At 28.0% G+C, this 14868-nt stretch carries 12 protein-coding genes and 1 tRNA gene; 3 read left to right on the top strand and 10 right to left on the bottom strand.

The features are described 5' to 3' along the window. Window positions 1-3: 3 nt before the first annotated feature. The 4 genes from OY14_02875 to OY14_02860 all read right to left on the bottom strand — a co-directional run bounded on the left by OY14_02875 (window position 4) and on the right by OY14_02860 (window position 6150). Window positions 4-585 carry a membrane protein gene (locus OY14_02875; protein AJA90380.1) on the bottom strand — a complete coding sequence of 194 codons (582 nt, stop codon included), beginning with the start codon at window positions 583-585 and terminating at the stop codon, window positions 4-6. An 8-nt stretch (window positions 586-593) separates the two neighbouring features. Next, window positions 594-4079, bottom strand: a complete 3486-nt coding sequence (locus tag OY14_02870; protein ID AJA90379.1) for a DNA polymerase III subunit alpha — start codon at window positions 4077-4079, stop codon at window positions 594-596. An 88-nt stretch (window positions 4080-4167) separates the two neighbouring features. Then, window positions 4168-5331: a chemotaxis protein gene (locus tag OY14_02865; protein ID AJA90378.1), complete on the bottom strand. Its 1164-nt coding sequence runs from the start codon at window positions 5329-5331 to the stop codon at window positions 4168-4170. Window positions 5332-5559: 228 nt separating this feature from the next. Next, window positions 5560-6150, bottom strand: coding sequence for a hypothetical protein (locus tag OY14_02860; protein ID AJA90377.1), 591 nt, complete (start codon window positions 6148-6150; stop codon window positions 5560-5562). Between the two features lie 138 nt (window positions 6151-6288). Between OY14_02860 and OY14_02855 the strand changes: the two genes are divergently transcribed. Next, window positions 6289-6813 (top strand): hypothetical protein, encoded by a 525-nt coding sequence (locus OY14_02855; GenBank protein ID AJA90376.1) that lies wholly within the window; start codon window positions 6289-6291, stop codon window positions 6811-6813. 17 nt (window positions 6814-6830) lie between these two features. Here the strand turns inward: OY14_02855 and pyrG are convergent, their stop codons facing one another. From pyrG to OY14_02835, 4 genes are all read right to left on the bottom strand, one after another. After that, window positions 6831-8432 carry a CTP synthetase gene (pyrG, locus tag OY14_02850; GenBank protein ID AJA90375.1) on the bottom strand — a complete coding sequence of 534 codons (1602 nt, stop codon included), beginning with the start codon at window positions 8430-8432 and terminating at the stop codon, window positions 6831-6833. Between the two features lie 193 nt (window positions 8433-8625). Further along, on the bottom strand, window positions 8626-9477 hold the full coding sequence (locus OY14_02845) for a membrane protein (protein ID AJA90374.1): 852 nt from the start codon (window positions 9475-9477) through the stop codon (window positions 8626-8628). 6 nt (window positions 9478-9483) lie between these two features. After that, a complete protein-coding gene (locus OY14_02840; protein ID AJA90373.1) occupies window positions 9484-10290 on the bottom strand; it encodes an ABC transporter ATP-binding protein in 807 nt (268 codons plus the stop codon). A 61-nt stretch (window positions 10291-10351) separates the two neighbouring features. Then, window positions 10352-11428, bottom strand: a complete 1077-nt coding sequence (locus tag OY14_02835; protein AJA90372.1) for a glycosyl transferase — start codon at window positions 11426-11428, stop codon at window positions 10352-10354. A 200-nt stretch (window positions 11429-11628) separates the two neighbouring features. Here OY14_02835 and OY14_02830 point away from each other — a divergent pair, with 200 nt between their 5' ends. Together OY14_02830 and OY14_02825 are read left to right on the top strand one after the other, a co-directional pair. Next, complete coding sequence (locus OY14_02830; GenBank protein AJA90371.1) at window positions 11629-12318, top strand: uridylate kinase; 690 nt, start codon at window positions 11629-11631, stop codon at window positions 12316-12318. A gap of 7 nt (window positions 12319-12325) precedes the next feature. Then, window positions 12326-12409 (top strand) — tRNA-Leu (locus OY14_02825). Window positions 12410-12677: 268 nt separating this feature from the next. Here the strand turns inward: OY14_02825 and OY14_02820 are convergent. Together OY14_02820 and OY14_02815 are read right to left on the bottom strand one after the other, a co-directional pair. Then, complete coding sequence (locus tag OY14_02820; GenBank protein AJA90370.1) at window positions 12678-13052, bottom strand: chemotaxis protein CheY; 375 nt, start codon at window positions 13050-13052, stop codon at window positions 12678-12680. Between the two features lie 40 nt (window positions 13053-13092). Beyond that, window positions 13093-14868, bottom strand: coding sequence for a hypothetical protein (locus OY14_02815; GenBank protein ID AJA90369.1), 1776 nt, complete (start codon window positions 14866-14868; stop codon window positions 13093-13095).

The following is a 14868-nucleotide window of genomic DNA, read 5'->3' as shown; positions in this document are numbered from 1 at the left end:
CTCCTAAAAAGGTAAATATGTTCCTAAAATTCTAATAGCAAATACAACTTGTTCAATAATAATTATAAATGCCACCATTAAAGCGCTCCCAACAATCAAACGGAAAGTATAAGACATATGCTTATCAGTAACTAATCCACTTATCCGAGTAGACAAAGGAAATAAAAATGAATCAACCGTTTTTAAAAAGCTTGAATCTTGGAACAAATTCAAAAGCAATAATAACAATCTCAACAATAAAAAGAAAACTATGGCAATAAAAATACTCCTAAATATTCCCCAAATCTCAACAATAAATAAAATAAAAAATGTAGAAAGCTTATAATTTCCATAAACCAACATTCTTTCAACAATAGTTAGAGTGATTAAAGCTGCAATTGGAGAAAAATCAAACATACCAAATGTAAAAAACGGAATTCTTCTGAAAAAAGATAAAAATGGCTCTGTGACAATATGTATAAATCTGAAAAATACATTGGTATTAATCCCAGAAGACACAAGCCAGCTCAAAATGATCCTAATTAAAATTAAAATCCTATAAATCTGCAAAAATACCATTAAAGTTTCTATTAAAACAAACAACACAGCTCCTCCTAATCAACCCAAACATCTTCAACTATTACACACCTTCTCAACTTATCAAGCTTATCTGCATCTGGTCCAAAATTTAAAATTGAATTCATTTTTAATTTTAAATCCTTACCATTTTCTCTTAAATAAAAATAAACATTTGACAATCCAGAATTGTCTTCAAAATTATTTATACTTTCCTTCAAAGAATTAAGTAATTGCAAATCATTTAATTTACTATTTAAAAATTTAATATGAATATTACTTACTTTATTTTCAGAGAGCCTCTCAATATTTAAAACTTTTTCAACTACAATTGAAAATTTGTCTCTATTAAATGTAAGTCTACCTATAACCCCAATAATATTGCCCTCAAGTAAAAAATTCTTGTATCTTTCATAGCTTTCTGTAAAAACTACAATATCTATTGTACCCTTAAAATCTTCTATAGAGCCAAAAGCCATTCTTGCATTATTTCTTTTAGTCTGAATAACTTTTATTGAATTTAAAATACCAGAAAATTGAACAATACTATCTTTTTTAGAAGCAAGATCTCTTATAACATCAAAACTAGAAAAACTATTAATTGCCTTTTTATAAGGATCAAGGGGATGTCCTGACACATAAAATCCTAAAAGCTCTTTTTCAAACCCCAAAAGCTCAGAATAAGAATACTCTTCATAAACTTGATAATTAAAACTTTGTTGAATTAGATCTTGACTTTCAAGAACATCAAATAAACTATTTTGACCAAGTTTTTTATTGTTCTTATCTTCTGAAACAACTTCAATCAAACGATCAAGATTTTCAAATAAAGTTTTCCTATTCTGCCCTAAGCTATCAAAAAGTCCAGATTTGATTGCAGATTCTAAAAATTTCTTATTAATTACTTTATCATCCACACGTCTAATAAAATCTTCAAAAGAACTATATTTCCCTTTTTCCTCTCTCTCAGCAATCATTAAATCGACAACAATCCCTCCAAGATTTTTAATCCCATTAAGCCCATAAGAAATCCCAGAGCCAGTTACACGAAATTCTCTAAAAGATCGATTTATATCGGGCTTTAGTACGTTTATTCCTATAGCTTTTGATTCTTCAATGTAATAAGAAAGCTTTTCATTATTATTAATTTCATTTGTCAAGTTGGCAGCCATAAAATGCTCAGGATAATTTGCCTTAAGATAAGCAGTTTGATACGCTATTAAAGAATACGCTGCTGCATGCGATTTATTAAATCCATAACCTGAAAAAGGCTTTAAAAGTTCAAAAATTTCACTAGCAATTTCCTTACCGTAACCCTTATCAATAGCACCTCTTAAAAAGTCGACTTTCATTTCATTCATCTCGTCTTCTTTCTTTTTACCCATAGCACGCCTTAAAATATCAGCTTTGCCAAGAGAAAACCCTCCAATTATTCTTGCAACTTCCATTACTTGTTCTTGATAAACAATAACCCCATAAGTTGGTCTTAAAACTTCCTTTAAATCCGGATGAGGATACTTAATCCTCTTAACACCCTTTTTAGCAGCAATAAATTGGGGAATAAATTGCATAGGGCCTGGTCTATAAAGCGCATTTAAGGCTATTAAATCTTCAATATTGTCAGGCTTTGCGTCTTTTAGAATTTGTTGCATTCCCTCAGACTCAAATTGAAAAACAGACGCACTTCTTCCTTCTCCTAACATCTTAAAAGTCTTAACATCATTATCTGGAATATTTTTTATGTCAAAATCGGGATTTATACTCTTGATAAGATTTTCTGCATTTTTTATTAAAGTTAATGTTTTCAAACCAAGGAAATCCATCTTAACAAGTCCACATTCTTCAAGCAAATCCATAGTATATTGAGTAGAAACAGAGCCTTGCTTATAATCCTTATAAAGAGGCACATAATCGGTTAAAGGAGTTTTAGAAATCACAATTCCTGCAGCATGAGTTGAAGCATGCCTATTCATTCCTTCAAGGACCAACGCAGCATTCATTAATTCTTTATAAACAGGCTTGCTAGTAAAATACTCTTTCAAAGAATTATCATCTAAAACTTCTTTTAAAGAAACCTTAGGTCCATCAGGAATAAATTTAGTAAGTTCGTTTGATTCAGAAAATGGAATATCCAAAACTCGAGCTACATCTTTGACTACAGCTTTGGGCTTTAAAGTTCCAAAAGTAATTATTTGAGCTACCTTATCCTCCCCATATTTATTGGTGACATACCTTATAATCTCGTCTCTACCTTCAAAGCAAAAATCAATGTCAAAATCGGGCATAGAAATACGCTCAGGATTTAAAAATCTCTCAAAAAGCAAATTATACTTTAAAGGGTCAATATCGGTAATCCTAAGAGCATAAGCTACAATTGAACCAGCACCAGAACCACGTCCAGCTCCAACAGGAATATCGTGATCATGAGCAAATTTAATAAAATCCCAAACAATCAAAAAATAGCCTTCAAAGCCCATCCCAATTATCACGCTCAATTCATAAAAAGCTCTATCTTTTATTTTGCTTGTCAAAGTTTTATATCTAAACTTTAATCCCTCAAGAGTGAGATGCTCCAAATATTCACCAAGAGTTTTAAATTCAATAGGAATTTGATAATCAGGCAAAATGGGTCCTGGAAAAGTTATTTTAAAATCATCACACTTTTCTGCAATCCTTACAGTATTTTCCAAAGCTTCAGGCAAATCAACAAAAAGTTCACACATTTCTTCCTGAGATTTAATATAAAATTCATTGGTTTCCATTTTCAACCTATTCTCATCGCTTTTCTTAGCACCAGTGCCAATGCAAACAATGATATCTTGAGCAACTGAATCTTCTCTGTTAACATAATGAGAATCATTAGATGCTGTTAAAGGAACTCCGAGCTCCCTAGAATACTCAACCAACCTTTTGTTTACAATATCTTGATCTTTAATGCCATGCCTTTGTATCTCAAGATAAAAATCATTACCAAAAACTTTCTTAAACCAAAGAATTTCATTCTTAGCCTCTTCAAATCTGTTGGCCAAAATAAGTCTTGGAATAAGCCCTCCAATACAAGCTGAAGTGCAAATTAAACCTTCTGAGTATTTTTCAAGATCCTCTTTATCTATCCTTGGACGATAATAAAACCCTTCAAGATAAGAAACACTTGTTAACTTTAATAAGTTTTTATAACCCAGTTCATTCTTAGCAAGCAAAATTAAATGATAAGACATTTTTCCAAGATCATCATGTTTTTTTAGAAACTTAGAAGTTTTTGCCATATAAGCTTCAATGCCGATTATTGGCTTAATCTCCGCTTTTTTAGCTTCTTTATAAAATTTAATAGCTCCAAAAAGATTACCATGGTCCGTTAATGCAATATGCGACATATTGCATTTTTTAGCTTTTGCTATAATGTCTGATATTTTTGCAGCCCCATCTAAAAGAGAATAATCTGAATGAACATGAAGATGAATAAACTTAGATCTAAAATTCATACCTAAAATTATTTTATCAAAATAAAACTTGATTTTTAACAAACCTTAGCCAAATAAACAAAAACTTAAAAAGTTATAATAATTTTTAAATCCCTAATTTAAATTATTGCAAAAAATCTCATCAAAATAATCAAGAAAAAACACTAATTCCTTGATTATCCAATTCAATTACCATTTTTTTAATGTGCTCTAGCTTTCTAACAATCTCTTCAGACAAACTTTCAGCTTGAGACAAAAAATCTTTAGCTTGCCTTAAATCACTATCATTGCGATTTTCTGTTCTAAATATAATCACAATTTCGGTTGCAAACTTATTAATATTTAAATAAGGAATATATACTTCTTCCCACAACTGCTTAATAACATCATTCTTAGGAGACAATCCTTTATAAAACAATCCAAACCCATGCTTGGAAACATCCGTTTGAATGAACATTGACTTCTGCCCTTCAACAATTAATCTCAAATTATTAATCCAAGAAAATTGCTCTGAGATAATAAATTCTAGCTCTTTTAAAAATTCATCATTAGAAAGCATAAAAGTATCAGAACTAATCAAAGAATCACAGTTCTTTGAATAATAAGCCATATTAGCATCTATGCTCTCAAGATTTTCCAACAAAGAAGAAAACTCCTCTTGACTACTTGAAAAACGTTTAAATATGCTCTCAAGATAATTAAGCTGTTCAAGAATCCCAACAAAGAACTTATCAATATCAATCTGCAAATCCTTAAGATTATGAGAAATTAAATCTTTAGAAACCTCCTCAATTTCCTTTACAGAAATCATATTCATAACACCTTTTGCCTGATCAGAAAGACGCTTAATTTCATCTGCAACAACAGAAAATCCTTTACCATATTCTTTAGCCCTTGCAGCTTCAAGTTTTGCATTAAGAGAAATCATATTGGTAGCACCAAGAAAATTACTTATTGTTTCTAAGCTTCCCTGAATTCCAACAATAACAGAAGATATTTGATTCAGTTTTTCCTTGTTATTCTTACCAAGATCACTAAAAATAACGTTTATATGATCACGAGCATTATTTGTCATCTTGACAAGAACAGAAAATATATGATCAAGATCTTCTATTCCAGAAAACAAAATTCTTTGTAGAAACTCGAATCCTACTTTTAAAGTAGAGATGGAAGCTTTAGTATGATAAAATCCTTTTAGCATTTCCTTAACAGGAGCTTTATACTCATACGTACTCAAATCTTTTTTGTCATTGTCTACAAAATTTGAATCAAGAACTTTTTCTTTTTTTTTCTTTAAAAACGAAAATTTTTTCATAAGGGGATTCTATCATAAAAAAAACTTTTTGAATAGAGCGACTAGTACTTAATTTGACATATTATTCCAACCTTAATATCAAATCAAATACATCTATAAACAAAAAATATTTTTAAACTTAAATAATACAAGTTAACACTTTGAAATAAATTTAGACTTTCATCTTAAAATCATCTAAAGATACAAATTATTCTCCTTATTTATCAAATTTACTACCAATATTAAATTTTATTTGCTTCTTTTTATCAAGGAATACCGACCACTAATTTCATTATACTCAAAAAGAGCATCTCTGTAAGAAAAAAAACAAAGAAAAATATCGATAAATTCTTCTAATTTAGTCTTAACTTTTGGCAAGTTAAAATCATTGTCAAAATTAAAAATATCATCTGATTCTGTTGTAAATAATTTAGCATCTTGCTTGAGAATAACTTTTTTGGGTTGCCAAAAAAGAACATTAATTTTTTCATCCTGGAGAAAAAATCTATTAAATTCATAATCAAGATCAACTTGATCTGTTTTTGCCTCAACAACACCAACAATAACACACCTTTCATGATCAATTCTTTTAATCAAAACAGCGTCCGTAAGAACAACCCTATCACCAACTTCAAGAGCAAACTGTTCTTCTATCTCATATTGCTTATTGAAAGGAAGATTTGCAATTTTTCTAAAAAGATTAAGAAGTATATATTTAGTGCTCATCTCTTTATTGCTTATCCTAAGGCAAGGGATCTTCATTCTATACTTAAGCTCATCAAAAAAATATTTAACTAATCTTTTCATTAGAATCGTTTTTCTAATATCTTCTTCTTTCATTTAATCCTCCTAATAAAAATTGCCAAAAATTAAAACTATTATATAAAAATAATAAAATCTAAATCGAATTAAAGAAATCAAAATATTTTATATATACTAATTATAATTAAATCATTGTCTAAAATGAAGGGGAAAATTATGTTAATCAAATTTATGTTCTCAGATATTAATTCAATATTAATACTCAGTATGACTTTATTTAAAATACTATTAGAAGTAGTATACCGAAAAATATTATTTAAAAAAATAATTAGCAATGTCAAACCATTACATACTCAAAATAAACACCACAAAACATTTATTATTACCATTTTAGCTTTCAATAATTTATTACAAAGTTTTTTAATCAATGCCCTTGTTAATTTATTTAACAATTTAATAAACCTAACTAACAACTCCTTTGAAAGCTTAACAAACTTAAATTACAATATATTGTCAGCAATGCTAATATCTGGCATAACTTGGCTTGCATTTAGTTTGCCTAAAGTGATAAACGATATAATCTATGAAAAAATGTCTTTTACCAATACAATAGTTAATGCTTTTTTTGATCTTTTAACAATAATGATGCTAACCATTTTTTCTAAATTGTTTTTAAGCTACAAAATCATGCAATTTGAAAACATGACAAACATTAATTTTGAAAATATGCCTACTCAATAAGAAAATAAATAAAAAACTCAAATGCAAGCTTTAATTAATCCCAAAAAAAGCTTAGCTGGATTTTCTATTCTTGTAATAAGTTCTGGATGAAATTGACAAGCTACAAAAAATTTATTTTTAGGAATTTCTATTAATTTTGCCATTTTAAAATCACTTGAAAATCCAGATACTACAAGTCCATTTTTTTCAAATAAATCTAAATAATCATTATTAACTTCATACCTATGTCTAAATCTTTCAGTTATCCTGTCTTGGCCATAGAGATTAAAAGCTACTGTGTTTTTTTTAAGAATCACAGGATATCCTCCAAGTCTCATTGTAGCACCCTTATCTTTAATTCCCTTTTGCTCAGGAAGTAAATGTATAACAGGATTTACCAAAGGCTCATCTTTTTCTAAATTTTCTTCCGTATTAGCATCAAGTATTCCGCAAACATTACGAGCAAACTCTATTACAGCAAGCTGTAAACCCAAACAAATTCCAAGAAAAGGGATATTATTCTCACGAGCGTATTTAATAGCAAGAATTTTACCCTCATATCCTTTACTCCCAAAACCACCAGGAACAATAATGCCATCAAACTCTTTTAAACAGCTTTCATTTATGTCATTAGAATCAATTAGAGTATTTTTAATAAGTAAATTCAAATTAGCTGCAACATGAACCAAAGACTCTCTAATTGACGCATAAGAATCATCAAGCTCAGCATATTTACCACAAATAGCAATATTAACAATTTTTTTAGGTGCAAAAAAATTAGATTTTATAACCCCTACAAGCTTTGAAAGCTCTTCGATTTTTGGATCAACCTTAATGCCTAACTTAGAGCTTAAAATTTTATGCACACCTTGCTTGTAAAAAGATATAGGAATTTCATAAATAGTAGAAACATCAACATTATCAATAATAGAGGTACTCTCTACGTTACAAAACATTGCTACTTTTTTTTTGATTTGGTCTGTCAATACTTGAGAACTTCTAGCAATAATCAAATCGGGGAAAATACCCGCTTTATTTAAAGTTTTAACACTTTGTTGAGTAGGCTTAGATTTTTGTTCGTTAATTCCGGCTGGACTTGGCACATAAGTTAAATGAATAAAAGAAATATTATCGCTTCCAATCTCATGTCTTATTTGCCTTACTGTCTCAATAAACAAAATATTTTCCATATCTCCCACAGTTCCACCAATTTCAATTATCAACATTTCACTATTTTCAGAACTTGCAATTTGAAAAATTGTAGACTTAATTTCATCAGTAACATGAGGAATAAGCTGCACTGTTCTTCCCAAATACTTACCCTGTCGCTCATTCTCAAGTATCTTTTTATATATTTTGCCCATTGTAATATTCCAACTAGACTTTGCATTAAGATTTAAAAATCTCTCATAATGACCAAAGTCCATATCAACCTCTCCTCCATCATCAAGCACAAAAACTTCTCCATGCTCAACAGGATTAATCGTTCCAGGATCAGTATTTAAATATCCATCACATTTAATTGGAGTAATCCTAAAGTCATATCTAAATAACCTTGCAATACTCGCTGATGTAACCCCTTTACCAATCCCAGAAATTACACCCCCTGTTATTACTAAAATCTTTAAGTTTTTTTTCATTGAACACCCCGAAATTGAAACTTTAAATTCTAAATTATCAAACTTACACTCAAATACAAACAAGTAAATAAAACATAAAACTTTACTTCATCAAAGCATATAAAAATATTAATTTAGAACAAAATTAAAAATCATTAACACCAAGTCTATGAATCTATTTTAAAATCTTCAATCTTAAGCCTTTTAAACTGTTTTAATTATAATTTACAAAGCAATAAAATGAACCTTTGGTTAAATAATAATAATTAAACATTACTAAAAATATTAAAAATCCTACAATAGCAAATAAATTGCCCTTTTTCCTAACACTTCCAAACTCCACTATCTTGAAATATGATGCTAAATACAAAAAAAATCCTAAACTGTAAAACATTTTTAAAAAAAGATCGTCCAAAAATCTATCAAAATAAAAAATTAAATCCGAAGAACACGGTGAATATTTAAAAACCGAATGGAAAAAAGATGTAAAAGAAAACAATAAAAAGACAGTTCCTAAAAACACTATTAAAGTCTTAACAAAAGAATGTGTTTTAAAAGCTATTCTAAAAAAAATAAAGATTGAAAAAATGGACAAAAAATCAAAATAACGAAAAAATAAAAAATCAGAAAGATAGCTTAATTCCAAATAAACAGCATTCTCGCTTCTTAAAAAAAACACATTATCTAGAAACAAAAGAATATTAAACCCTAAATAATATAAAAATATTAAAATCAAAGGTAATGCAATCAAATATTTAATTAAATTGAAAAAATAATGTTCAAAGCTTGAAACAGGTAAAGAAAAATAAAGAATATTTTTAAACGGATCGTGAATTACTTTATAATAATCATAAATAGCAAACATTGATATAATCAAAGTTAAAATAAAAATTTTAGGAGCAATAAATCTTAAAAAATCAGTTGCTGAAAAATTAAAATAAAATCTAACAAGCAAATAAGATATAAATATCATACCCAAAATTTGAGCTATTAATAAAGCATAGAATTTTTTATTATAAATAAAATCAAAATAAAATAAATTTAAAAATCTTCTTAATCTAAACATCTTTTATTACCTCTCCTTTTTATTTTCTGTAATATATAAAAAGAAAAACTCAATATCAACAACTTCAACCCCACTGCTACTCTCAAGATAAAGCGCCTTAAACCCATCTTTATTTTTTTCATAGAATAATTCACTTCCATTCAATTCGCTTACAATTCTAATCTTATAGTTTTTATTAACATAAGATATTGAATTGGAAAAAAGTATTGATTTTTCTCCAACAATAATCAAATAATCTACAACTCCTGTTAAATCTCTTACATTATGACCTGTAATTAAAATAACTCTATCATTTAAATTAGAAAGCACATTTCTAAAAACATTTTTTGAACTAATATCAAGACTATTTGTTGGCTCATCAAACAATAAACAAGAAACATTTGTAGCTAAAGAAAATGAAATAATGCTTTTTTTTCTCTGCCCAAAAGACGCTGAAGATAAATTGAGAGAGGTATTAAGATTAAAATTCGATAAATATTTTTCAAAATCTGCCTTATTAAAATTTGGGTAAAATCTAGATAGAGCTTTACTGTATTCAGCTAAAGACAATCTAGGAAGTGAAAATTCTTCAGGAACAAAGAATAAATCAACTAAATTCAAAGGATTTCTTGGAAAAGCTGCTAAAGAATTGAACAAAACTTTCCCTTTTAGTGGCTCTAAAAGCCCACTTACAAGTTTAAGCAAAGTTGTTTTTCCAACTCCATTTTTGCCAAGAAGCAAATAAGTTTGAGGAGTTTTAATGTTTAAATTTAAATTCGAGTAAACTTCTTTTCCCTTATAGGAAAATCCTACATTAAGTGCTTCAATAAGCATACACACCCCTTAATATTAAAAATCAAAATATGAAAAAAACAATTAAACCAAAAAGGTAAATTCAATTTCTTATGAATAATTTATAAATAAATATAGAAAAATTTACATAAAGTCTTGAACTAAAATTCCAAATCTTTAGCATAACTCTAGGCAAAATTTGGATTTCGTTAAATCCAAAACTTTTTGCATACTCATAACAATCTTGAAATTCAGGCAATCCTTTAATCTCATCAAGAACAGAAATAAGCTTTTTCTTGTATGCATTATAAACAAGCTTGTCAGAAATATTCCAACTAATAATATAAATCTGCTTAAAAGAAATAAAATAATAAAATTGTAAGTAAAATCTTTTATACAAATGTTGACATTCATTAAAAATGCCTTCTCTTTTTAATAAATTTTCTATTGTGCTAAGAGATAATTGCGCTTTATGCAAAACACTAATAGAAGAGCTCATACTTCCCATTCTTTGAAAATTAGTATAAAAATAATTATTTACAAAAGAAACTTTAGAGGATTTTAGTAAAGCTTGCATAACAAAAACTATATCTTCAAATACCACATTTTGCTGATAAATATTGTTCTTTAAGATTAATTCTCGTCTAATCAATTTATCCCATAATGTTCCAACAACAAAATTCTTCCTTCCAAAAGTAGCATAAACAGTACAAAGCAAGTTTTTAAAAGCCTCTTTACCTGTTAATGGGTAATTAGGAAAAGGAAGAAGAGATTTTCTTTTTACATTTATTGCAAGAAAATAAACATAAAATTGAGAACAAACAATATCGGAATTGTCTGCCTTTGCCCTATTATATAAAACTTCAAGCATAGTGCTCTCTACAGAATCATCTCCATCCCAATAAATAACATATTCCCCCTGGGCCTCAGAAAGACCCTTATCCCTAGAGGCGGGAAGTCCCATATTTTTCTGGCTAAAAAGTTTAATAAAACTATACTTATTAACATATTTTTCCGCTATCTCTAAACTGCTATCATAAGAACCATCATTAATCAATATGATTTCTTTATCTTTTAATGTTTGATTAACAGCATCCTTTATTATTGTATCGAGAGTTTCAGCTGAATTAAAAAAACAAATAATAACAGAAACTTTATACTTATGCACAATATCCTCCAAAATAAAAACTGCTAAGTAAAACTACCGCTAAAACACTTAACAATAAATTCTTTTAATTCTTTGCATAATAATTAAATTGTAATATATAATTAACGAGTTTGTATTGTTTTAAACTTATTTTTAATGAAAAGTTTAACAGAAATTGCTATATTATTAAAAGTGAAAAATTTAAAAACCATTAATCTAAACAAGGAACTTGAATGCTTAAAATAATAAGTCTTGGGGGAGGAGTAATAAATTCAAATCAAATCAACATAGAATTCATTAAAAAATTTAAAAACTTTCTTTTTAAATGGTTACTAGAAAATGAAAAAAGAAAAATCATTTTAATAGTTGGTGGAGGAAAAGTTGCAAGAGAATACCAAGACGCCTATAAAAAAATTAACCCTGATTTTCAAGCTCATGAACTTGATGAAATTGGAATAATGTCAACAAAGTTAAACGCAGAATTTTTGTGCAAAGTAATGAAACCCCTTTGTAAAGACAAAATTGTTACTAACCCCTTAAAAAATTTTTCTTTTAAAGGAAAAATACTAATCGCTTCTGGATGGAAATCGGGATTTTCAACAGATTACATTGCCGTAAAATTTGCAGAAAAATTTAACAAAAAAGATATCATAAATATAACAAACGTAAATCAAGTTTATGATAAAGACCCAAAAAAATTTAAAAACGCAACAGCTTTTAAAAAATTAAATTGGAAACAATTGCAAGACATTGTGGGTCAAAAATGGAACCCTGGCTTAAATTTGCCTTTTGACCCAATAGCAACAAAACTCTCTTCAAAACTTGGACTTACCCTTTATGTAGTAAATGGAAATAATATTGAAAACTTAGAAAAAGTTTTCAACAAAAATAATGATTTTTTGGGCACTGTTATAGTAAAATAAAAGTTATGCCGGTATGGCGGAATTGGTAGACGCGTCAGACTCAAAATCTGATGGAGGCAACTTCGTGTCGGTTCGACTCCGACTACCGGTATTCTAATTACTTTTTTATAAACTTAAAAATTATCAAAACATTACAATTTAATAATCACTTCTTCTAAGCAAACAATTTGCTTTATCCACAGTATGTTCACAAATTAAAAATTTGATCTTATCCTTTGTGGTTAATACAATTTAGCTATTACCACATTAAAGATAAAATATCCTTTTAATATCCTATCTTTATTCTAAAATAACATATTGAAAATCGTTTTAATTTATAATGAAACTTTAAAGCCTACAAATTGATTGAAAATAAAAATTTAAAATATCTTTGAAATTGTTTTCATTAAAGCCTCAGGATTAAAAGGCTTAACAAGCCAACCAGTAGCTCCAGCTTTACGACCCTCATCAACCTTAGATTGCTCAGATTCAGTGGTAAGAACGAGTATGGGAACAAAGCTGCCAAATTCTCTTATCTGTTTAATTACACCAATGCCATCTAAATTGGGCATGTTTATATCTGTAATAACAAGGTCAAAATCTTTATCTCCTTGCCCAACTGCTTCTTTAAACTTTAACACTCCTTCTAAACCATCTTTTGCCTCTAGCACTCCAAAACCATTTTGCTCTAGAATATAAGCAACACTTTGCCTTATTGCCCTATTGTCATCAATAACCAAAATTCTTTTTTTCATCTAATTTTCTCCTAAAACCCTCCTGAAAAGTATATAAAAATTAAAACAAAATTACACTACCCTCATCAAAAGAATGAATATCCTTAGCCTCTTCTATCAAAGATAATAAGTGTTTTTTATGAACAAATAAAGTAAATCGATTAGCAATCCTGTTAACAAATTCCTTATCTTCAATCTCAACAGATTGAATCCCAACTTTAGATAGTTCTAAGTTAAGATTAAAATTTATCTTGCTTTCCATATTGCTTAAAAAGTTATCTATATCTAAAAGAGATTTTTTTAAATTCCTAACATTGTAGACTTCTAATTTCATTTCTTCAAATATTTCCATAAATTCAATTGAAAAAACTTCATAAGACAAAATATTGTCAATAGCTATATTCTTAATATCAAGAATATCATTTTTAATTTCCATAAATAATTTTTTAAACTTATTAAAATAGTTTTTTTCAAGATAAAATCTATTGTCATAATCCTTAACAACTTTTTCAAGAAAAAAAATTATTTGATCTAAAAATTCTATTCCCTTAGTAATATTAGAATCAATTTCTTTGATAATTTTAGACATTTCTGAAATATTTCCCTCCATAGCTTCAAGTTCTGGTCTTTTGACAACCTCTATCTTTGAAGCTATATTAATATTTTGGAATCTAGCAGAAATAGCTGAAATATTTGAAAACATTAACTCTAATGATTTTATAAGCTTAACCTGTTCATAATATAAACTCAAAAAATTAGAATTATTTTTTTCAACATCATCAATTCTTCTAAGCAGGTCAGACAAAATACTAGAAAATTGCTCTATTATTTTAGGAATGTCTATGTATAAGGAATTATCAGACCTTAAATCGTTAATAGTTTGAATAGAGCTAAGAGAAGCATCAATAAATTTTTCAAAAACAATATAATTTTTCTCAAGCTTTTCAAGAACATCTTTTACTATAACTTTTGATGTATCAGTAAAAACTGATAAAATTTTTAACTTTTGAACCTCGCTTATATCTCTAAATTTAAAAACATCGATATTAGAATACATAATATTCAAATGCTGCAAAGATTGAGTTAATCTGTCTTGAAACTGAAGATAAGAAATCGAATTTACAAGTTTAAATTTAAATTCTAATAGAACTTTTAAAATATCATCATAAAGAGCAATAACACTTCCTACTCCATCTGAAAAGGCATCTATCTTTTTCATTAAATTATCTCTAAATTCTTCAAGAATTTTATTTTCAGCAGTATTGCTCTCATATACCTGATTTTTAGCCCTATCTAGACCAATTTTAACTTCACGCCCCTTGCTAGTAAGTTGATCTGCTTGTTTGATCATAGATTGAGTCAAAACCTTAATCTCACTAGTAATATAAGAAAAGGCTCCTCCAGCTTTACCGGCCCTCATAGCAACTGTTAGCGTATTAATAGACATTATTTCCATATCAAGAGAGCTTTTTTTCATTCTTTCAATCACATCTTCAAGTATTTCTATATCTTTAACCTTACCTCTTATGATGCTAAATTGAGATTCAAGAGAAGTTGTTGAAGAATTGAAGTAAGCAACAAAATCATCTAATGCACCTATAATCTTAGCTATGAAATTGTTCAAAGAAGTGTCATTATCAATATCAAGATTAGAAATTAAGTCAATACTAAAAGACAAGTCCTTTGAATCTTTAGAAATTTTTTCTATTAACTTAGGAATTGATTTGCTTAAGTTTGAATAAATATGCCTTGCATTCTCATCAAAAGATTCAAGTTTATAAAATAAGGTTGCTAAACAATCATTAGCGTCAAAAAAACCATTATTCTCATTATCCAT

It is taken from the genome of Borreliella chilensis (assembly GCA_000808095.1).
GTDB lineage: Bacteria > Spirochaetota > Spirochaetia > Borreliales > Borreliaceae > Borreliella > Borreliella chilensis.
The sequence above is the reverse complement of the archived record's forward strand: the minus strand, read 5'-3'. Positions and strand labels throughout refer to the sequence as shown.